This is a genomic window from Nocardioides sp. Root122, from assembly GCF_001425025.1.
Lineage (GTDB): Bacteria > Actinomycetota > Actinomycetes > Propionibacteriales > Nocardioidaceae > Nocardioides.
The window spans coordinates 52,135-72,371 of sequence record NZ_LMDE01000004.1 but is presented as its reverse complement, the minus strand read 5'-3'; the positions used below and the strand labels follow the sequence as shown (position 1 = coordinate 72,371).

Here is a 20,237-nt window from a genome sequence, read left to right as displayed (position 1 = left end):
ATGGCCGGGGGCGTTCGTCGTCCCTCAGCGCTCGAAGACCGCCGTGGTGCGCGGCGGCACGGTCACCGCGTCGGCCGCGACGGTGCTGGCCCTCACGACGTCGTCGGTGCCGGACGCCTGCACGCCGTGCAGCCGCCACCCGGCTCCGGTGCCACCGACCGTCTGCGCGTCGGGGCTGGCGTTGACGACCACCAGGATGCCGTCGCGCGCCGGGTCGGCGTCGGTGCCGGCCGTGTCGTCGACCAGCATCGCGATGACTCCCGGCTCGGCGTCGAGGAAGGACACCTTGGCCTGGATGGCGTGGAGCGAGCCGAGCCGGAAGAGCCGTGAGGACATCCGGATCCGCAGCAGGTCCTGCGCCCTGGCGTGCGCGGCGTCCATCGCCGCCGGCCCCGGGTCGAGCGCCGGGTCCGCCAGCAGCGGCCGCATGAACGACCACTTCGCCTCGTTGTCCGCGCGCGGCGGCAGCCCGGAGCCGAAGGTGTTCTCGCGGCGCTGCCAGTCGACCCGGTTGAACCAGTCGCCGGAGTCGTAGGAGTTGCGGTCCAGGCTCTTCGAGCGGAGCAGGTCGGTGCCCGCGTGCCAGAACACCACGCCCTGGGAGAGCGCGACCGTCGACAGCGACACCGTGTTCATCCGGACGCGGTCGGCCATCGACGTACCGGTGGGCAGCTTGAGGGCCAGCGAGTCGAAGAGGGTCTCGTTGTCGTGGGCGTCCACGTAGGTGACCGTCTCGGCCGGGTCCGCGGCGTAGCCGGCCGGCTGGCCGTTGTAGTCGACCTCCGACCCGACGACGTCCGACCCGCTGGAGTCGCGGAAGGAGAAGTCGGCCAGGTTGCCGGCCAGCCCGAGCTTGACCAGGTCCTGCGCGTGCAGGAGGTCGGCCAGCTGCTCGTCGGCGGTGCCGTTGACCGCGGCGCCGTTGGGGTCGGTGAAGAGCCCCGAGCCGAAGCCCTGGACGCGCGGGTCCTCGTCGAAGGGACCCCCACCGCGTACGGCGTCGCGCAGCCGGTCGCTGAACGAGCCGATGCCCGACCCGGCCAGGTTGAGCTGCGTGGCCTGCACGAAGCGGGCGTCGTCGGCGACCTCGCCGAAGTTCCAGCCCTCCCCGTAGAGGTAGATGCCCGTCCCGTCGACGCCGTCCCGCTTGACGGTGAGCCGGTCGAGCGCCGCGCGGAGCCGGGTCATGTTCTCCAGCGAGTGGTGGCCCATCAGGTCGAAGCGGAAGCCGTTGACCTTGTACTCACGTGCCCACGTGAGCACGGAGTCGATCATCAGCTTTTCCATCATCCGGTGCTCGGAGGCGGTGTTGGAGCAGCACGTCGAGCTCTCCACGGCACCCGTGGCGGACAGGCGGTGGTAGTAGCCGGGCACCACCTTGTCGAGCACCGAGCCGTCGTCCTGGCCGGACGCGGCCGTGTGGTTGTAGACCACGTCCATCACGACCTGCAGCCCCGCGGTGTTGAGGCCCTGGACCATCCGGCGGAACTCGACGGTGCGCCGCGTGCCGTCGGGGTCGGTGGCGTAGGACCCCTCCGGTGTCGTGTAGTGCAGCGGGTCGTAGCCCCAGTTGAACCCGTCGCGCGAGCGCACCGCGTCGACGCACGCCTGCTGCTCGGTGGAGTCGGGCGGCAGTGACGCGAGGTCGCACGCCGGGACCTGCTGGGCGGATCGCCGCTCCTCGATCGTGGCGATGTCGAAGGCCGGCAGCAGGTGCACGGTGTTGAGCCCGGCTGCGGCCAGGCGGCGCAGGTGCTGCATCCCGGCGGTCTCGGGGTGCGTGAAGGCGAGGTAGGTGCCGCGCTCGGCGGTCGGCACCGTCTCGTCGCCGATGGAGAAGTCGCGCACGTGCAGCTCGTAGACGTTGCGGTCCTCGGGCTGCGCGATCGCCGGTGCGCGGGTGCGCGACCAGCCGGACGGCGCCAGGGCCGGATCCTCGAGGTCGACGACCAGCGAGGCCTGCGAGTTCGCGGTGAGGGCCACCGAGTAGGGGTCGGTGACGCGGTTGGTCACGACGGAGCCGGCCGATGGCGCCCACACGGTCACGTCGTAGGTGTAGGGCGCGCCCCTCCACGACGCCGGACCGCGGACCTGCCAGGTGCCGTCGTCCTGGCGCGCCATCGGCACCTGCCGTCCGGCCACCCGGGCCGAGACGGCCTGCGCCGTGGGCGCCCAGAGCGCCAGGGTCGGCCGGCCACCGCGCCAGGTCACGCCGAGGTCTGCACGGGCGGCACCGGCGTACACGTCGTCGAGGACGCCGGGGACCTGCACGCCGGTCGCGTCGTGCAGCGCGCCACCCCGGTCGTACGACGCGACCGCGAGCTGGCCGGTCAGGATCTCGCGCACCCGGCGGGCCGCACGACGGTCGAGCCGGAACGCCTCGTAGCCCGCGAGGTGCGGGAAGTCGGCCAGCACGTCGGCGGGCAGCCCGTCGGGGTCGTACGTCAGCGGGACCGAGGAGCCGCCGGTGACGGCCTCGGCGTCGACGGCCAGGTCACCGGCGGTGGACCAGTGGAGGCGGTAGCGGCGCGACTCCGGGTCGGGCACGTCCCACGCCACGAGGTCGCGGCGCAGCCACTGCGCCTTGGCCTTGGCCAGGTCGGGTGACGCACCGGCGGCACGCGTGGCGATCTGCAGCCGGTGGGTGGTCACGTCGTAAGTGAAGAGCACCTCCACCCCTCCCGCGGGGACGTCGAACGGGATGTTGGCGCCGTCGCGGGCGCCGTCCTGCCCGTAGCTCTCGTCCCACGACAGGCCGTGGGCGACCTTGGTCTCGTAGCTCCCGGCCGGGAGGGTGGCCGTGAAGGTGTAGGTCCCGTCGCCGTCGAGGTCCTTGAGCCAGCTGCGCATGCACCCCGGCGACCAGTCCGCCGGGCAGCCGAGCTCGGACTGGAAGCTGCCCGCGAGCGTCGCGATCGGGTCCTCCGCGTCGGTGGTGATCCAGTGCGAGGCGTGGTCGTAGTAGAACGTCACGTCGCGCGGGGTGCTCAGGTCGAGCGGGATGTTGCCTCCGCCGCGCACGCCACCGACGCCGTAGTTCTCGTCCCAGCCCTTCTCGATCGCCGCCTTGTACTCGTAGGTGCCGGCCGGCAGCGAGACCGTACGACGCCACACGAGGTCGTCGGCGTCGAGCGACATCTGCGCCTCGGCGCAGTCGGGCTGCCAGTCGCCCGGGCAGCCGATCTCGCTGTTGTGGCTGCCCGGCATCGACACGGCCCCGGGCTGCGTCACCGGCCCGCCGCCACCGCCGCCGCCGGGGGTCGGCTCGGTCTCCGGGTCGCCCACCGTGGCGTACGACGACGCGACCGACAGGTTGCCGCTGCTGTCGCGCAGCACCGCGCGGTACTCCAGGAGCGAGCCCTTCGGCATCGCACTGACGTCGTGGAACACCCGGTAGGGCGCATTGTCGTCGGTGCCGAGCGCGGTCCACTGCGTGGCGCCGACGGGCCGCCAGGCCACGGTCACCTGGTTGAAGCCGCCGTCGGGCACGCCGACCGTGATCGGCGAGCGACCTCCGACCGTGCCTCCTGCCGACGGCTTCTCGAGGTGGATGGCGGGCGCCGTCCCGCGACCCGGGATCCGGCGGTCGGCGCGCCACACGACGGCCGACAGCGGCGGCACGGTGATGGTGGTGCGGGCCTCCTCGTCCGCGCGCATCGTCGCGCCGCCGGCCGGCCAGACCCGGGTGAACCTGCCGCGCGGCTCCTCGGTCGCGACCGTCACCGTCTTCGCGGTCGTGGCGTTGTTCAGGGCGACGAGGAACTCGCGCCGCTCCCCCGCGTCGATCCGGCTGAACGCGTAGACCCCCGCGCTGCTCGACGCGTAGCGGTGGAGCTGAGCCCCGTCGGCCAGCGCGGGGTAGGTGCGTCGCAGCCGGGCGAGGTCGCGGATGGTCCGGTAGAGCGGGTGCGCGGTGTCGTAGTTGGCGACCGCCGTGGTGGAGTCGGTGCCGATCAGGTCGTTGTCGTTGTAGGTGTCGACACGGCTGGCGAACATGTCCTCGCGCGCGTCCTGGTCGCCCCCGTCGCCGGCGAAACCCTGCTCGTCGCCGTAGTAGACGACCGGCTGGCCCCGGGTGAGGTACATCAGCGCGTGGGCGAGCCGGTCGCGCTCGAGCACGGAGTCGGTGCCCTTCAGGAACGTCCCGATGCGGCCCATGTCGTGGTTGCCCAGGAACGTCGGTGACGCGTAGGCGTTGGAGTCGGCGTCGGTGTACCAGTCGTCGCCGGCGAAGAAGTCGCGCAGCCGGGTCGTCGCGCCGCCCTTGGCGAAGCCGGTGCCGGCGTCCTGGAAGCCGAAGTCGAGCGTGGCGTCGAGCCGGCCCGCGGTGCTGAACGTCGACAGGTACGCCGGGTCGGCGTCGTACACCTCACCGAAGGCGAAGAAGTCGGGGTTCCCGATCGAGGCGGCGTGGTCGCGGATCGCCGGGGCGAACTGCTGCCAGAACTCGAGGTTGACGTGCTTGACGGTGTCGATGCGGAAGCCGTCGATGCCGAAGTCGACCCACGACTCGTAGATGTCGGTCATCCCCTCGACCACGTCGGGCTGCTCGGTGAACAGGTCGTCCAGGCCGGAGAAGTCGCCGTAGGTGGAGGACTCACCGGCGAAGGTCGAGTCGCCGCGGTTGTGGTAGTTCGTCGGGTCGTTGAGCCACGCCGGGACCTTGACCGTCCGGTCGGCCTCGGTGCGGAAGACCGGCGTGTAGGGGAACGACGTCGCCGCGTCGAGCTCCGGGAAGGTGTCGCCCCCGGCGAAGTCGCGGTCGTCGAACGGCTGGTCGGACGCGTCCCGGAACGGCTCGGTCTCCTTGCTGATGTAGGGGTGCGGTCCCCCCGGCTGGACCTCCGCGTAGTCGATGACGTCGGCGGTGTGGTTGGTGATGATGTCGAAGAAGACCTTGATCCCGCGTGCGTGGGCCTTGTCGATGAACGCCTTCAGCTCGGCGTTGGTGCCGAAGTGGGGGTCGATGCGGGTGAAGTCGGTGACCCAGTAGCCGTGGTAGCCGGCGCTCGCCTGGTCCCCGGTGCCCTGGACGGGGCGGTTCTTGAAGCTCGGGGTGAGCCAGATGGCGGTGGTGCCGAGCCCGGCGACGTAGTCCAGCCGATCGGAGAGGCCCTTGATGTCGCCGCCGTGGAAGAAGCCCTTGTGGGTCGGGTCGAGCCCGGTGGCCATGCGGTCGCCCGCGAGTCCGCCGGCGTCGTTGGAGGCGTCGCCGTTGGCGAACCGGTCGGCCATCACGAAGTAGAAGTTCTCGCTGGTCAGGGGTGCGCGCACCGACGTCGTGGCCAGGCGGCGGTCCTCCGCCGTCGGCCGGGGTGAGGGCTGGTCGGCGGGGGCGACGGCGATCCGGTGGGAGGCGTCGTCGTAGGAGAACCGGAGGCGGGCGGGTTGCTGCAGCACCAGGGGGATGTCGGCCCCGCCCGCAGTGCCGCCTGCCCCGTAGTTCTCGTCCCACGACCCGTTGATCGTCACCTTGAGCGCATAGGACCCCGCCGGGACGTCGGCGACGAGCGCCCAGGTGCCGTCGTCCTGGCGCGCGAGCCCCGACTGGGGGCAGTCGGGCGTCCAGTCCGCGGCGCAGCCCAGCTCGCTCTGCAGGCTGCCGACCACGGTGACGGACGCCGGCGGGTCCTCCCGGTGGTCCGCGTGGGCCGGTGCGAGCGGCACGAGACCGCCCAGGAGCGTGGCCAGCCCGGTCAGGGCGAGCAGGGCCCGGCGTCCGGAGGGACGGCGCGGGTGGGCAGGACGGGCCAGGCGAGGGGTGCGGCGCACGGGGACTCCCGAGAGGTGTGCGAGGGGACGACAGGGGCCACGACCTGATGTGGCGTGAGTCACAGTAGGTCGCTGCTGAGAGGTCTTGCAATGACTGCAAGATCTTTCATCCCGTTCCACGCGTGGCGCCCCTCCGTTCTTGCAGACCGCACAGGGCGCGGCTCACTACACTCCGGCGCGGGGAACACGGGAGGTGCGGTGGGGACCGACGGCACGGGCACGCTCGCCGTGCTGCTGCGCGCCCTGCGCGAGGCCGCCGGGCTCTCCCAGGAGGAGCTCGCCGAGCGGGCCGGGCTGAGCCCCCACGCGATCAGCGCGCTGGAGCGCGGGACCCGCACCCGCCCCTACCCGCACACGCTCCGCTCGCTCGCCACCGCGCTCGACCTCGACGACGACCGGCGCGCGGAGCTGCTGGCCGCCGTGCGGCCGCGGTCCGCCCGCGCGTCGGCGGGCGCGGCGCAGACGCTCGCGCCGCGCGACCTGCCGGTGCCCGCCACCCCGCTCGTGGGTCGTGACGACGACGTGGCCCGGGTCGGTGACCTGCTCCGCACCAGCCGGCTGGTGACCCTCAGCGGCCTCGGCGGCGTGGGGAAGACCCGCCTCGCCCTGGCCGCGGCGACCGCCGTGCGGCAGCGCTACGCCGACGGCGTACGGCTCGTGGAGCTGGCCTCGCTGATCGAGGCCGAGCAGGTGCTCCCGGCCATCGCCGACGCGGTCGACGCACCCCGCGACCCGTCCCGCCCGGTCGCCCAGGACGTGGCCGAGCGGCTGCGCGGTCAGCACCTGCTGCTGGTCCTCGACAACGCCGAGCACGTGCTCGACGCCGCCCCGGCGGTCGCCGCCCTGGTCGAGGCGCTGCCGGACCTGACCGTGCTGACGACGAGCCGGGCACCGCTGAAGGTGCGCGGGGAGACCGAGTACGCCGTCGAGCCGCTGGAGGTGCACGACCTCCCCGACGGCTCGCCCTCCCCCGCCGCACGGCTCCTCCTCGACCGCGCCCAGCGCGTCGCCCCCGGCTGGGGTGCCGACCCGGGAGACGCCGCCGCGGTGGCCGCCACCTGCGAGCGGCTCGCCGGCCTGCCGCTGGCGCTCGAGCTCGCGGCGGCCCGCTCCCGGCTGCTCGACCCGACCGCGCTGCTGGAGAGGCTCGACACCGCCCTGCAGGCCGGACCGCGCGACCTGCCGCCCCGCCAGCGCACCATCCGCGCCACCCTCGACTGGAGCCACGGCCTGCTCGACGAGGACGGGCGCCGGCTGCTGCGCCTGATGGGCGTCTTCGTGGGCGGCACCACCCTGCCCGACCTCGAGGCGGTCGCCGGCCGGGCCGGCACGGGGCTGCAGGACGTGGTGGCCAGCCTCGAGTCGCTCGTCGAGCACTCGCTCGTCGTCGCCGAGGCATCCGGACGGGTGCGCCTGCTCGAACCTGTCGCCCAGTACGCACGGGGCCTCCTGCGCGAGGCCGGCGAGTGGGAGGACGCCGCCCGCGCCCACGCAGCCCACTACCTGGCCGTGGCGACGGACAACAGCTCGAGCTACAAGTACGGCGGGCAGGTCGAGGCCCTCGCCCGCATCGACCTCGAGCACGCCAACCTCACGGCGGCCGCCGAGCGGTCGCTGGCCCACGGCGACGTGGAGACGCCTGCCTGGATGGCGTGGGAGCTGTGGCTCTACTGGTGGCTGCGCGGTCACCACGAGCACGGCCGCCGCTTCGCCGAGGGCGTGCTCCAGCACGCCGACCGGCTCCCCACGCAGGTGCACGGCCGCGCGGCGCTGGCCGCCGCGACGATGGCGTTCGCGATGGACGACGTGGCCGGCGCCGCCGGGTGGTGGGACCGTGCTCACGAGCACGGGGCCGACGACCCGGTGACGCTGTCCAACGCGGTCGCCGGGCACGGCCTGGTCGCGCTGGTGGACGGCGACCTGCCGGCCGCCCGGACGTGGTTCGACGAGGCGATCGTGCACGCGGAGGCGGCAGGCGCCGAGGTCGAGTGGACCTGGGCGCTCGCCCACATCTGGCTCGGCACCGTCGCCCTGCTCAGCGGCGACGCCGACGAGGCGGTGCGGTGGATCGAGGCGGGCCTGGACTCCGCGCGTCGCCGCGAGGACCGGCTCACGTCCTACATCGCGCTCTACAACCTCTTCCAGGTCGAGGTCGGCCGGGGCGACCACGCCGCCGCGCGGCGCCACCTCGAGGAGAGCACGCGGCTCTCGCTGGAGACCGGCGACCAGGCCAACCTGGCCTACCTGCTCGACGCCGGAGCCGTGCTGGCGGCGGCCTCCGGGCAGCACGCCCGCGTGCCGCTCCTGCTGGGCGCTGCCCAGGCCATCCGCGAGGCCCTGGGCGCCCGCGGCTACGGCTACTACCGGCCGGACCCGACGGCGATCGAGGCGGCCGCGACGGACGCCCGCGCCCACCTGGGCCAGGACCGCTACGACGACGCCCTCGACACCGGACGCGGCTTCACCACCGACGAGGCCGCCGCCCTCCTGGGTGCGCGGCCCGCGGACGGCTGAGCCGGCACCCGCACACCACTCGTACACCTGCGCCTGTGCGTGGTGTGGACCTGCGCCCGTGGCGAGGGTGGTGGCACGGCACACGACCGTGCCACCCGATGCCAGCAGACCTCGCCCGCCCGGGCCACCACCGCAGGAGCCGCCATGAGCACGACGTACGACCCCACCACGACCAGCGCGGGGACCGGCGTCCCGCACGAACGACCCGCGGGCCGCGGCTGGGTGCTCGCGGGCACCGCCGCCGGCGTCCTCGGCCTCGTCGGCGGCATCGCCAGCGGGATGGTCGACGCGGTCTACCGCCCGGACGCCTCGGGCGACCCCGAGGCCATCACCGCGCGGCTCGCCGACCAGGTCCCGGAGATCCTCGTCTTCCACACCGCGACCATGCTGTCCTGCGTCCTGCTCGTGGTCTTCGCAGCGGGCCTGCACCGCCAGCTGCAGAGGCGCACCGGTCCCGACAGCCTGGTGCCCAGCGTCGCGGCTGCCGGCCTGGGCCTGGTGGCCGCCGCCCAGCTGCTCGGCGCCGGGCTCACCACCGAGTTCGCCTTCGCGCTCAGCGAGGACCCGGGGCTCGTGGTGCCGGAGAGCGCGGTGTTCTTCAACCACTGGATCGGCACCATCCCGTGGCTGTGGGGCGGCGCCGGCCTGGCCGGTCTCGCACTGGCGCGCGCCGCGAGGCAGGGCGCCTACGCGCGGTGGCTGGGCATCACCAGCCTGGTGCTGGGCGGGATCACCGCGCTGTTCCTGGTCAGCCCGCTGCAGTACATGGCGGGCATGACCGGCCCGGTGTGGCTGGTCGTGGTCTCGCTCGGGCTGCTGCGCACCGCCCGCGAGGCCTGAGGTGACGACCCAGGGCGCGGCACTGCGGGTGGTCGCGGACCCGGACGACGACACCGTCCGCTGCTTCGCGTCGTACGTCGCCGAGCGCCGGCCCGCACTGCTCCGCTGGGCGTGGGCGGTGGCCGGGGACCCGCACACCGCCGAGGACCTGCTGCAGGCGTCGCTGGTGCGCGTGCTCCCCCGCTGGGGCGAGCTGCGCGAGGAGGCCGCCGCCGACGCCTACGTCCGCCGCACCATCACCCGGCAGTACGTCAGCTGGCAGCGCCAGCCGTGGCGCCGCGACGAGCGGCCCACCGACGCAGTGCCCGAGCCGCGCGGGCTGCCCGATGCCGCGCCGCACGGCGACGAGGGGCTGTGGTCCCTCGTCCTGGCCCTGCCCGCCCAGCAGCGGGCCGCCGTGACGCTGAGGTTCTACGAAGGGCTCAGCGTCGCCGAGACCGCCGCGGCGCTCGGCTGCTCGGCCGGCACCGTGAAGTCCAACACCAGCCGCGGGCTCGCCGCGCTCCGACGCCTCGCCACCGACACGGCACTGGCCGGCTGACCCCACGACACCGCACGGGAGGAACCCCATGTCCCACGAGACCGCCACCACCTGGCTGCCTGCCGACTTCCGCCACCCGACACGCGTCGAGGTGCCGTTCGGCCACCACCTGCGGCCGATCAGCCCCGACGACACGGACCTCGACATGGTCGCGGTGATGGGCTCGCGTGAGCGGCTCTGGAGCATCTACGGCGACGCGTGGGGCTGGCCGCCCGCGGACATGACGCCCGAGGCCGACCGCGCCGACCTGGCTCGCCACGCCGCCGAGATGGAGACGCACGAGTCCTTCAACTACGCCCTCTTCGACACCGACGAGACCGCCCTGCTCGGGTGCGTCTACATCGACCCGCCCGAGAAGCCGGGAGCGGACGCCGAGATCTCGTGGTGGGTCGTCGACGAGTGCGTCGGCACCGAGCTCGAGCAGGCGCTCGACGCGCTGGTCCCGCGCTGGATCGAGGACGAGTGGCCGCTCGACCGACCCCGCTACGTCGGCCGCGACCTGTCGTGGGCACAGTGGCTGGCCCTGCCGGGCCTGCCGCGATGATCCACGCCGGCATCCCCGCGCCCAGGTGCGGCGAGGTCTCTGCACCTTCCCAGCGGGTTCTCAGGGCATCCACAGGGTCGCGGAGCACGCTCGGGGACATGAGCGACGGACAGACCCCCCAGCAGCCCGGAGGCGCGGCGCACCAGCCCGCCGGCCCCCACCCCTACGGCTGGACCCAGGACCCGCCGGCGCCGCAGCCGGCACCGCGCCGGCGGCGTACGGGCCTGGCTGCCGCGGTCGTCGCCACCTCGCTCCTCGTCGGCGGAGGTGCCGGTGTCGGCGGCGCGGCCTTCTGGGACGCCACCCACGACGATCCCTCCAGCGCGGCGAGCACGCAGACCCCGACGACCTCCACGGTCAGCCAGACGCAGACGCCCGCCGCGGACGGCTCGGTCGAGTCGGTCGCACAGAAGGTGCTGCCCAGCGTGGTGAAGATCGACGTCACCGGTAGCCAGGGCAGCGCCTCGGGCTCCGGCATCGTCCTGACCGCCGACGGCACCATCCTGACCAACAACCACGTCGTGGAGATGGCCGAGGGCGGCGGCTCGCTCAAGGTCTCCTTCACCGACGGGTCCAGCGCCGACGCCGAGATCCTCGGCACCGACCCGCTCACGSACACCGCCGTCATCAAGGCCCAGGACGTCTCCGGGCTGACGCCGGCCACCATCGGCAAGTCGGCCAACCTGGGCGTCGGCGAGGGCGTCGTCGCCATCGGGTCGCCGTTCGGCCTCGACGCGACCGTGACCAGCGGCATCGTCAGCGCGCTCGACCGACCGGTCAACGTGGGCTCCGACGACCAGGGCAACTCCACCACGTACCCCGCCATCCAGACCGACGCGGCGATCAACCCCGGCAACTCCGGTGGGCCGCTGGTCGACATGACGGGCGCCGTGATCGGGATCAACTCCTCGATCCGGACCGCGGCCTCCCAGTCGCCCTACGGCTCCTCCGGGGAGGCCGGGTCGATCGGCCTGGGCTTTGCCATCCCGATCGACGAGGTCATGCCGATCGTCGACCAGATGGCGAAGGGCGAGACCCCGACCCACGCCCGCCTCGGCATCCAGGTCGGCAACCCGCAGACGCCCGAGGAGGCCGGCGCCGTGGTGCGCGAGGTGACCTCCGGGTCGACCGCCGACAAGGCCGGGCTGACCACGGGAGACCTGATCACCAAGATCGACGACCAGCGCATCTCCGACGCCAACTCGCTGGTCGCCACGATCCGGTCCTACCGTCCCGGCGACACGGTCAGCGTGACGTGGACGAGCAACGGCAAGGAGCAGAACGCGCAGCTCGTGCTGGACAGCGACGCCACGAACGGCTGACACGCCCCACGGCCGCGTCGTTCTCGTGGTGATCAGGCCGGCCGCGCCATGATGGTGCGGCCGGCCTGATGGTGTCGGCGCCAGGTCACCCGGATCCACCCGCCGTTCCCCGCCGAGGAGTCACATGCAGCTGGAGCTGAGCCCCACCGACGCCGAGTTCCGCGACCGCATGCGGGAGTTCTTCACCACCAAGGTCCCCCAGCAGATCCGGGACACCGTGCTGGAGGGGCGCCACCTCACCAAGGACCAGATCATCGAGGCGCAGCGCACCCTCAACGCCGAGGGCCTGGCCGTGCCGCACTGGCCGACGGAGTGGGGTGGGCAGGACTGGACCGACCTCCAGCGGCACCTGTGGCACGAGGAGATGCAGCGCGCCGGCGTGCCGATCCCGCTGGCGTTCAACGCCTCCATGATCGGCCCGGTCATCGCGCACTTCGGCACGCAGGAGCAGAAGGAGCGCTTCCTCCCGGCCACCGCCAACCTCGACATCTGGTGGTCGCAGGGGTTCTCCGAGCCCGACGCAGGCTCCGACCTCGCGAGCCTGCGGACCGCTGCGGTCCGCGACGGCGACGACTGGGTCGTGAACGGGCAGAAGACGTGGACCACGCTCGGCCAGCACGGCGACTGGATCTTCACGCTCGTGCGCACCGACCCCGAGGTGAAGAAGCAGGCCGGCATCTCGATGCTCCTCATCGACATGACCTCCCCCGGCGTCGAGGTGCGCCCGATCGAGCTCATCGACGGTGGCCACGAGGTCAACGAGGTGTGGTTCTCCGACGTCCGCGTGCCTGGCGACCTGCTGGTCGGTGAGCTCAACGGCGGCTGGACGATCGCCAAGTTCCTGCTCGGCAACGAGCGCGTCGGCGTGGCTCCGGTCGGTGCGACCAAGCGGGCGCTGTCCGCGCTCAAGGCCAACGCAGGCGACCTGCTCGACGACCCGCTGGTGCGCGCGCGCATCGCGGAGCTGGAGAACGACCTGCTCGCCCTCGAGCTGACCGCGCTCCGCGTGGTCGCGCACTCCTCCGACGGTGCCCCGCACCCCGCCTCGTCGGTGCTCAAGCTGCGCGGCACCGAGCTGCAGCAGGCGGTCAGCGAGCTCGCGCTCGACCTGGCCGGACCGGCGTCGCTGGCCGCGCGCGCCGACGACGACTCACCCCAGGCCGGCTGGGCCCGACGGGCCGCACCGACCTACCTCAACCTCCGCAAGGCCTCGATCTACGGCGGGTCCAACGAGATCCAGCGCCAGATCATCAGCCGCACGATCCTGGGACTGTGAGGAGCTGACCATGGACTTCACCTACGACGACGAGCAGCAGGCACTCCGCGAGGCCGTGCGCGGCCTCCTCGCGACGACGTACGCCGACCACGAGGCGCGGCGGCGCACCGTGGCCGACGACCCCGGCTTCGACGAGGCCCTGTGGGGCCGGCTGGCGGACATGGGCGTGCTGGGTCTTCCGTTCAGCGAGGACGACGGCGGCGTGGGCGCCGGCCCGGTCGAGATCGGCGTCGTGTGCCAGGAGCTCGGCCGGGTGCTGGCCCCCGAGCCCTACCTCGCCAGCGTCGTGCACGCCGGCGGGCTGGTCGCGGCCGTCGGCACGCCCGAGCAGAAGGCCGACCTGCTCGGCCGGCTCAGCTCCGGGGAGATCGTGCTCGCCGCGGCCGACACCTCCCCCGGGGCGCGCTGGTCGTCGGGCACGGACGGCGTACGCGCCTCGGTGTCGGGCGACGCCTGGACCCTGGACGGGGTCGCCGACCCGGTCGTCGGTGGCGCGCGTGCCGACCACCTCGTCGTGACGGCGGCCCTGCCCGACGGCGGCACCGGCGTCTTCCTCGTCGCAGGTGATGACGTCGACCGCACCGGCTACGTCGCCGCCGACCTCACGCGCGCCGCGACCGTCCGCCTCGACGGCACCGCCGCGACGCCGCTCGGCGAGCCCGGCCGCGACCTCGCCCCGAGCATCGCGACCATCAGCGACCTGACCCGCATCATGGGCGCCAACCAGGCGCTCGGCGTCATGCAGAGCCAGGTCCGCGCCACCACGGACTACCTGAAGAGCCGCAAGCAGTTCGGCGTCACCCTCAACACGTTCCAGGCGCTCACCTTCCGCGCCGCGGACATGTACGTCTCGCTCGAGCTGGCACAGAGCATGGTCGACTGGGCGACGATGACGATCGCCGGTGGCGACCCGGGCGCGGTGGCCGACGCCGCCGACCGGGTCGGCCTGACGATCAGCCGCGCCGGCCGCCACATCGGCCAGGAGGCGATCCAGCTGCACGGCGGCATCGGCATGACGGCCGAGTACGCCGTCGGCGTCGGCACCGCCCACCTCGAGGTGCTCGACCAGTGGCTCGGCAACCGCGGGCACCACCTGGCCCGGCTCGCGTCCCGCGTCGACGACCACGACCTCGTCGACGCGCTGTCGTGAGGCCGCGCTGATGGACCTCTCGCTCACCGACGACCAGCAGGCCTTCCGCTCCCTCGCCCGCGACTTCCTCGAGCGCGAGGCGGTGCCGCACCGGATGCAGTGGGACCACGACGAGTCGATCGACCTCGCGATCGTGCCGAAGATGGCAGAGCTCGGCTTCTTCGGCCTGACCATCCCCGAGGAGCACGGCGGGGTGGGCGGCGACTACGTCACCTACTCCCTCGCCATGGAGGAGCTCGGCCGGGCCGACTCCGCGCTGCGCGGCATCGTCTCGGTGAGCAGCGGACTGGTCGGCAAGTCGATCCTGGTCCACGGCACCGAGGAGCAGAAGCAGGAGTGGCTGCCGCAGCTCGCGACCGCGACGAAGCTCGGGTGCTTCGGCCTCACCGAGCCCGGCACCGGCTCCGACGCCGGCAACCTCACCTCGCGAGCGACCCGCGACGGCTCCGGCTGGGTGCTCAACGGCCAGAAGCTCTTCATCACCAACGGGACCTGGGCCGACGTCGCCCTCGTCTTCGCGCGCACCAGCGACGACGGCCCGCGTGGCATCACGGCGTTCCTGGTGCCGACCGACACCCCGGGCTTCGAGGCGCGCGAGATCCGCGGCAAGCTCGGCCTGCGCGGCCAGGCGACCGCCGAGCTGTTCCTCCACGACGTACGCGTCCCGGACGGCGCCCGGCTCGGCGAGGTCGGGCAGGGCTTCAAGATCGCCATGGGAACCCTCGACAAGGGCCGGCTGGCGGTCGCGTCGAGCTGCGTCGGCATCGTGCAGGGCTGCCTCGAGGCCTCGGTGGCCTACGCCACCCAGCGCACGCAGTTCGGCCGGCCCATCGCGGCCTTCCAGCTCGTGCAGGACCTGATCGCCGACATGTCCGTGGACGCCGACGCCGCCCGCCTGCTGGCCTGGCGCTGCGCCGACCTGATCGACCGCGGCGAGCCCTACGGCGTGGCGGCCTCCAAGGCCAAGCTCTTCGCCTCCGAGGCCGCCGTCCGTGCTGCCAACAACGCGGTCCAGGTCCACGGCGGGGCCGGCTACGTCGACGACTTCCCGGTCGCGAAGTACCTCCGCGACGCCCGCGTGATGACCCTCTACGAAGGCACCTCGCAGATCCAGAAGCTGCTCATCGGCCGTGCGGAGACCGGGGTCAGCGCCTTCACCTGAGGCTGGACGCGCCCCCTAGGCTGCCGGGCATGAACGTGTTCCGGGCCGGTGACGTGGTCGAGCGGCGCGAGGTGCTCCAGGGCGCGACCTGGATGACGTCGCCGGTGACCGTGGTCCACGACGACGGCGACCTGCTGGCGGTCCGGCTCGACCCGGGCTCCGCGTTCACCTTCCCCGCCCACTCCTTCGGCGTCCATCCCTGGGCCCGGCACTCCGAGTGGTCCGGCCCGATCGTCCTGCAGATCCACCGCGCCGGCGACCTCTACAGCGTCTGGAAGTTCTTCGAGCCGAACGGGGCGTTCCGCCACTGGTACGTCAACTTCGAGGTACCGGTGAAGCGCGGCCCGGGGCACTTCGACACCGACGACTACGGGCTCGACCTCGTCATCGATCCCGACGGCCAGCGACGCTGGAAGGACGTCTCCGACCTCCACCACCAGCGCACGGAGGGGCGGATCTCGCCGCAGACGGTCCTCGACGTCCTTGCGGCCGCTGCCCACGTCGAGGCCCTGCTCGACCGGGACGAGCACTGGTGGTCCGCCTGGGACGACTGGTCGCCGACGATGGGGGGCTCGACCGCGTGAGCCCCAACTTGTCAGGGGTTCGCTGGCGCCACGCGGCGAAGCAGCCGGAGGCTCAGATCTGCTCCGGCACCATCTGGATCGCGCCGGAGGGGCACTCCGCCACGCAGAGACCGCACCCCTTGCAGTAGTCGAGGTCGATCAGGTACTTCTCGCCGGTCCCGAGCTTGATGACGGCGTTGTCCGGGCAAACGCCGTAGCAGTTGTCGCACTCGAAGCAGTTGCCGCACGACAGGCAGCGCCGCGCCTCCAGCAGGGCCGTGGTCTCGTCGTGGCCGAGCACGACCTCGTCGAAGGTCGACTCACGGCGGGCCCGGTCCAGCACCGGACGGTGCGCGCGGGGCGCGTCGGAGTAGTACCAGGTGTTGAGGGTGTCGAAGGTCGCCAGCGCCGGCCGCACGGCGGGCTCGGGCGCCTCGGAGGAGAGCCAGGCGTCGATCTGGCGCGCGGCCCGCTTGCCGTGCCCGACCGCGACGGTCACCGAGCGCTCGTACGGCACCATGTCGCCGCCGGCGAAGACGCCCGCGCAGCCCGTCATCATGTCGCCGCCGACCGCGACCACGCCGTCCTCGACCACCAGCCCGGGCACGCCGTCCAGCAGCGTCAGGTCCGTCTCCTGGCCGAGCGCGAGGACCAGCGAGTCGGCGTCGAGCTCCTCGACCTCCCCGGTCGGCTGCGGGAAGCCGGAGTCGTCGAGCTCCATCCGCTCGACCAGCAGCCTGCCCGAGTCAACCTGCTTGATGGTGGTGAGCCACTTGAAGAGCACGCCCTCGTCCTCGGCCTCTCGCAGCTCGGACTCGTGGGCCGGCATCCGGTCCTGGGTCCGGCGGTAGACCACGACGGCCTCGGAGGCGCCGAGCCGCTTCGCGGTCCGCGCCGCGTCCATCGCGGTGTTGCCACCGCCGTACACCGCGACCCGCCGGCCGAGCAGCGGCTTCTCCCCCGCCTCGAGGTCGCGCAGCATGCTCACGGCGTCGAGCACGTGGGCGGCCTCGCCCGCCGGGATGTAGGCCCGCTTGCCCAGCTGGGCGCCCACGGCGAGGAAGACCGCGTCGTAGTCCCGGCGCAGCGACTCCAGGTCGGAGACCTTGGTGTCGAGCTCCAAGGTGACGCCCAGGTCGAGGATGCGCTGCACCTCGGCGTCGAGGACGTCGCGGGCGAGCCGGTAGCGCGGGATGCCGAACCGCATCATCCCCCCGGCCATCGGCCCGGCTTCCTTGATCGTCACGGAGTGGCCCCGCCGCGCCAGGTGGTAGGCCGCGGCCAGGCCCGACGGGCCGGCGCCGACGACCAGGACGCGCTTGCCGGTCGGTGCCACGTCCACGGAGACGGTCCAGCCCTGGCGGATGGCCTCGTCGCCCACGAAGCGCTCGACCGAGTTGATCCCGACGGCCTCGTCGAGCTGGCCGCGGTTGCAGGCGGTCTCGCACGGGTGGTAGCAGACCCGGCCCATGACGGCCGGGAACGGGTTGTCCTCCATGATCGTGCGCCACGCGCGCTCGTACCCCTCGCCGCCCGCCTCGGCGTCGTAGAGCCAGGCCTGCACGTTCTCCCCGGCCGGGCAGGAGTCGTTGCAGGGCGGCATCCGGTTGGTGTAGACGGCTCGTTCGGTGCGCCACGAGCCGGTCTTGTTGGCGCGGCTGGTGCCGATGTCGAGCGTGATCGCGAACGGCTTGTCCATCACTCGTCCCCTTCCGGGAGCAGACCGAACCGCACGATGTTGCGGTCCGCCTTCGCCTGGAGCCGCGCCACGATGTCCGGGCGCGGGTGGTCGCCGAAGAGGTGGGCATAGCGCCGCTGGGGACGGAGGTAGTCCTCGACGGGCACCTGCGTGCGGATCCTGGACACCTCGGTGAGGGTCCCGCCCTCGGCCTCGAAGACGGGGAACAGGCCGGTCTCCTTGGCGAGCCGTGCGAGCCTCACCGTGTCCGCGGAGTCGGCGCCCCAGCCGAGCGGGCACGGCACGAAGACGTGGAGGTAGCGGGCCCCGCGGAACGTCATCGCCTTCTCGACCTTGTACTCGAGGTCGCGCAGCTCGGCGACCGTCGCCGTGGCGACGTAGGGGATCTCGTGGGCCATCGCGATCAGCGGGACGCTCTTGCCCTGGCCGAACACGTTGCCCGGATGGTCGCCCAGCGCCTTGGTGTTGGCGGTCGTGGCGGCGGGCGGGGTGGCTCCGGAGCGCTGGACGCCGGTGTTCATGTAGCCCTCGTTGTCGTAGCAGACGAACAGGACGTCGTCGTTGCGCTCGAACAGTCCCGACAGCGTGCCGAACCCGATGTCGACCGTCCCGCCGTCACCCGCCTGCCCGACCACCCTGATGTCCTCCCGGCCCTGCGCCCGCAGCGCTGCCGCGACGCCGGCGGCGACGGCGGGCCCGTTGCCGAAGAGCGAGTGGAGCCACGGCAGCTGCCACGACGACTCGGGGTACGGCGTGGAGAACACCTCGAGGCAGCCGGTGGAGTTCACCGCGACCAGCTTCCCCTCCGTGGCGCGCATGGCGGCGTCGAGCACGTAGCGCGCGCCGAGGGCCTCGCCGCAGCCGCGGCACGCCCGGTGGCCGGACGTGATCGAGTTGGAGCGGCCGGTCCGTGCCTGCACCGAGCGCTGCTCGGGATCGAGCAGCCGGTTGCCGGCCACGAAGGTGCCGGTCTGGTAGAGCTTGATCTCCTGGAATGCCATGGCCGCCTCTACTCGTAGGCCCCGGACGCGACGGTGCCGAGGGCGCGCAGCATGTTCTCCGCGTGCGGTCCGGGCCGCTCGCCGTGCCGGGCGCGCTCGAGCTCGCGCTGCACGAGCTCGTGGTCGAGGTCGAGGAAGTACAGGCGTCCCGGGTCGACCCGGTCGGCCAGGACGTCGTCGAGCAGCCCGCGCAGGGACGCCCGGGTGATCGGCCGCCCGCCGAGGCCCGCCACGACGTCGTACACCTGCACCGGTGAGCCGCGTACGGCGTCCCGGACGTTCTGGCCGACGATGCCACCGGCGCCCACGGCGAACGCCTTCTCCACCACGACGACGCGCTGGGCGCCGCGGAGCGCCTCGCGGACCTCGTCCACCGGCCAGGGACGGAAGCAGGTGATGCCGAGCACGCCGACGGCGACGCCCTCGTCGCGCATCGTGTCGACGACGTCCTCGATCGTGCCCAGCACCGACCCGAGCGCGACGACGACGGTCTCCGCGCCCTCCACGCGGTAGGGCTGCAGCAGCCCCCCGGACGCCCGGCCGAAGGCCTCGCGGAAGTCGTCGGCGATCATCGGGATCTCGTCGAGGGCCGCCATCTGCTTGACGTGCATGAGGTACTTCACCTCGGCGAAGGCCTCGGGCCCGACCATGGCGCCGATCGTCAGGGGGTCGTCGGGGTCGAGGGCCTGCTGGGGGCGGAACCGCGGGAGGAAGGCGTCGACCTGCTCCTGCTCGGGAAGGTCGACCTCCTCGAAGGCGTGGGTGAGGATGAACCCGTCCATGCACACCATCACCGGCACGGACAGCGACTCCGCGAGCCGGTAGGCCTGCACGTGGAGGTCCACCGCCGACTGGTTGGAGTCGGCATAGAGCTGGATCCAGCCGGAGTCGCGCATGGACATCGCGTCGGAGTGGTCGTTCCAGATGTTGATGGGCGCGCCGATCGCCCGGTTGGCGACCGTCATCACGATGGGCAGGCCGAGCCCCGAGGCGTTGAACAAGGCCTCGGCCATGAACAGGAGCCCTTGGCTCGACGTCGCCGTGTAGGTGCGCACGCCGGCGCCGGAGGCCCCGATGCAGGCGGACATGGCGCCGAACTCCGACTCGACCATCATGTACTCGCACGCCTCCAGCTCCCCCGTGCGGACGCGGTCGGACAACGACTCCACGATGTGGGTCTGCGGCGAGATGGGATAGGCGGCGATCACCTGCGGGCGGCACAGCGTCACGGCGCGGGCGACTGCCTGCGATCCCTCAAGCTGACGGAGCATCGGCGGCACTCCTCACGGACAGGCGGACGAGGTCGTGGGCGGTCTCGGCGGCGCGCACGTTGCGCTCACCGAGGTCACCGGGGAAGCGGGCACGCACCGCGTCCAGGACGGCCGCCAGGGAGACCTGCCCCGTGAGCGCGGCGAAGGCCCCCAGCAGGGGGACGTTGGGCAGCGGACGCCCGACCTGCTGCCGCGCGATCTCCGTGGCGGGCACGGTGAGCACGTGCCCCGCAGGGAGGCGGTCCACCAGCTCGGCCAGGCCGAGCGACTCGAGCGTCGCGGACGTGTTCAGCACCAGGTAGCCGTCGGGTCGCAGGCCGGCGAACAGGTCGACCTGGTGGAGCAGCGTGGCGTCCTGCACGATCAGTGCGTCCGGGTCGGTGATGGGCTCACGGAGCCGGATCGGCCGGTCGTCGATGCGACAGAAGGCGACGACCGGCGCCCCGGTCCGCTCCGAGCCGAAGGTCGGGAAGGCCTGCGCATGACGACCCTCGTCGAAGGCGGCCACGGACAGCAGCTCGGCGGCCGTCACGGCCCCCTGCCCGCCCCTGCCATGAATCCGTACGGCAAACACCTGCGCCT

14 protein-coding genes are annotated in these 20,237 nt (G+C 72.9%); 9 read left to right on the top strand and 5 right to left on the bottom strand.

Translation table 11 applies throughout. From position 1 onward, the window contains the following. Positions 1-24: 24 nt before the first annotated feature. Entirely contained in the window at positions 25-5,772 is a 5,748-nt protein-coding gene (pulA, locus tag ASC64_RS06055; RefSeq protein WP_235563552.1) for a pullulanase-type alpha-1,6-glucosidase, read from the bottom strand. A 198-nt stretch (positions 5,773-5,970) separates the two neighbouring features. On the opposite strand from pulA, the gene ASC64_RS06050 reads away from it, so the two are divergent. The 9 genes from ASC64_RS06050 to ASC64_RS06010 all read left to right on the top strand — a co-directional run bounded on the left by ASC64_RS06050 (position 5,971) and on the right by ASC64_RS06010 (position 15,705). Next, the gene (locus ASC64_RS06050) at positions 5,971-8,286 is read left to right on the top strand and encodes an ATP-binding protein (protein ID WP_056906645.1); all 2,316 of its coding nucleotides are present in this window, start codon (positions 5,971-5,973) and stop codon (positions 8,284-8,286) included. 144 nt (positions 8,287-8,430) lie between these two features. Beyond that, a complete protein-coding gene (locus tag ASC64_RS06045; protein ID WP_056906644.1) occupies positions 8,431-9,126 on the top strand; it encodes a hypothetical protein in 696 nt (231 codons plus the stop codon). Position 9,127: 1 nt separating this feature from the next. After that, positions 9,128-9,667, top strand: coding sequence for a SigE family RNA polymerase sigma factor (locus ASC64_RS06040; RefSeq protein WP_235563551.1), 540 nt, complete (start codon positions 9,128-9,130; stop codon positions 9,665-9,667). A gap of 28 nt (positions 9,668-9,695) precedes the next feature. After that, positions 9,696-10,211, top strand: a complete 516-nt coding sequence (locus ASC64_RS06035; protein ID WP_056906643.1) for a GNAT family N-acetyltransferase — start codon at positions 9,696-9,698, stop codon at positions 10,209-10,211. Between the two features lie 98 nt (positions 10,212-10,309). Continuing rightward, positions 10,310-11,533, top strand: a complete 1,224-nt coding sequence (locus tag ASC64_RS06030; protein ID WP_082550241.1) for a S1C family serine protease — start codon at positions 10,310-10,312, stop codon at positions 11,531-11,533. A 124-nt stretch (positions 11,534-11,657) separates the two neighbouring features. Continuing rightward, positions 11,658-12,809, top strand: coding sequence for an acyl-CoA dehydrogenase family protein (locus tag ASC64_RS06025; RefSeq protein WP_056906642.1), 1,152 nt, complete (start codon positions 11,658-11,660; stop codon positions 12,807-12,809). Positions 12,810-12,819: 10 nt separating this feature from the next. Continuing rightward, a complete protein-coding gene (locus ASC64_RS06020) occupies positions 12,820-13,959 on the top strand; it encodes an acyl-CoA dehydrogenase family protein (protein WP_056906641.1) in 1,140 nt (379 codons plus the stop codon). Positions 13,960-13,969: 10 nt separating this feature from the next. Next, positions 13,970-15,121: an acyl-CoA dehydrogenase family protein gene (locus ASC64_RS06015; RefSeq protein ID WP_056906640.1), complete on the top strand. Its 1,152-nt coding sequence runs from the start codon at positions 13,970-13,972 to the stop codon at positions 15,119-15,121. Between the two features lie 29 nt (positions 15,122-15,150). Further along, positions 15,151-15,705: a DUF402 domain-containing protein gene (locus ASC64_RS06010; protein ID WP_056906639.1), complete on the top strand. Its 555-nt coding sequence runs from the start codon at positions 15,151-15,153 to the stop codon at positions 15,703-15,705. A 52-nt stretch (positions 15,706-15,757) separates the two neighbouring features. On the opposite strand, the gene ASC64_RS06005 is transcribed toward ASC64_RS06010, so the two are convergent. From ASC64_RS06005 to ASC64_RS05990, 4 genes are read right to left on the bottom strand one after another with little or no spacing between them, the layout of a single operon-like run. Next, positions 15,758-17,383 carry an NAD(P)-binding protein gene (locus ASC64_RS06005; RefSeq protein ID WP_200937479.1) on the bottom strand — a complete coding sequence of 542 codons (1,626 nt, stop codon included), beginning with the start codon at positions 17,381-17,383 and terminating at the stop codon, positions 15,758-15,760. Beyond that, the gene (locus tag ASC64_RS06000; RefSeq protein ID WP_056906637.1) at positions 17,383-18,384 is read right to left on the bottom strand and encodes a thiamine pyrophosphate-dependent enzyme; all 1,002 of its coding nucleotides are present in this window, start codon (positions 18,382-18,384) and stop codon (positions 17,383-17,385) included. Before ASC64_RS06000 ends, ASC64_RS06005 begins: the two co-directional genes overlap by 1 nt. A gap of 8 nt (positions 18,385-18,392) precedes the next feature. After that, positions 18,393-19,655 (bottom strand): transketolase C-terminal domain-containing protein, encoded by a 1,263-nt coding sequence (locus tag ASC64_RS05995; RefSeq protein ID WP_056906692.1) that lies wholly within the window; start codon positions 19,653-19,655, stop codon positions 18,393-18,395. Beyond that, the gene (locus tag ASC64_RS05990) at positions 19,639-20,229 is read right to left on the bottom strand and encodes a 2-oxoacid:acceptor oxidoreductase family protein (RefSeq protein WP_056906636.1); all 591 of its coding nucleotides are present in this window, start codon (positions 20,227-20,229) and stop codon (positions 19,639-19,641) included. The genes ASC64_RS05995 and ASC64_RS05990 overlap by 17 nt, the downstream gene beginning before the upstream one ends. Positions 20,230-20,237: the final 8 nt, after the last annotated feature.

Bases quoted from the DNA above. Each gene is read 5' to 3' on its own strand.
- ASC64_RS06045 (WP_056906644.1), top strand. From the start codon at position 8,431: ATGAGCACGACGTACGACCCCACCACGACCAGCGCGGGGACCGGCGTC.
- ASC64_RS06035 (WP_056906643.1), top strand. From the start codon at position 9,696: ATGTCCCACGAGACCGCCACCACCTGGCTGCCTGCCGACTTCCGCCAC.
- ASC64_RS06025 (WP_056906642.1), top strand. From the start codon at position 11,658: ATGCAGCTGGAGCTGAGCCCCACCGACGCCGAGTTCCGCGACCGCATG.
- ASC64_RS06020 (WP_056906641.1), top strand. From the start codon at position 12,820: ATGGACTTCACCTACGACGACGAGCAGCAGGCACTCCGCGAGGCCGTG.
- ASC64_RS06015 (WP_056906640.1), top strand. From the start codon at position 13,970: ATGGACCTCTCGCTCACCGACGACCAGCAGGCCTTCCGCTCCCTCGCC.
- ASC64_RS06010 (WP_056906639.1), top strand. From the start codon at position 15,151: ATGAACGTGTTCCGGGCCGGTGACGTGGTCGAGCGGCGCGAGGTGCTC.
- ASC64_RS06005 (WP_200937479.1), bottom strand. From the start codon at position 17,383: ATGGACAAGCCGTTCGCGATCACGCTCGACATCGGCACCAGCCGCGCC.
- ASC64_RS06000 (WP_056906637.1), bottom strand. From the start codon at position 18,384: ATGGCATTCCAGGAGATCAAGCTCTACCAGACCGGCACCTTCGTGGCC.
- ASC64_RS05995 (WP_056906692.1), bottom strand. From the start codon at position 19,655: ATGCTCCGTCAGCTTGAGGGATCGCAGGCAGTCGCCCGCGCCGTGACG.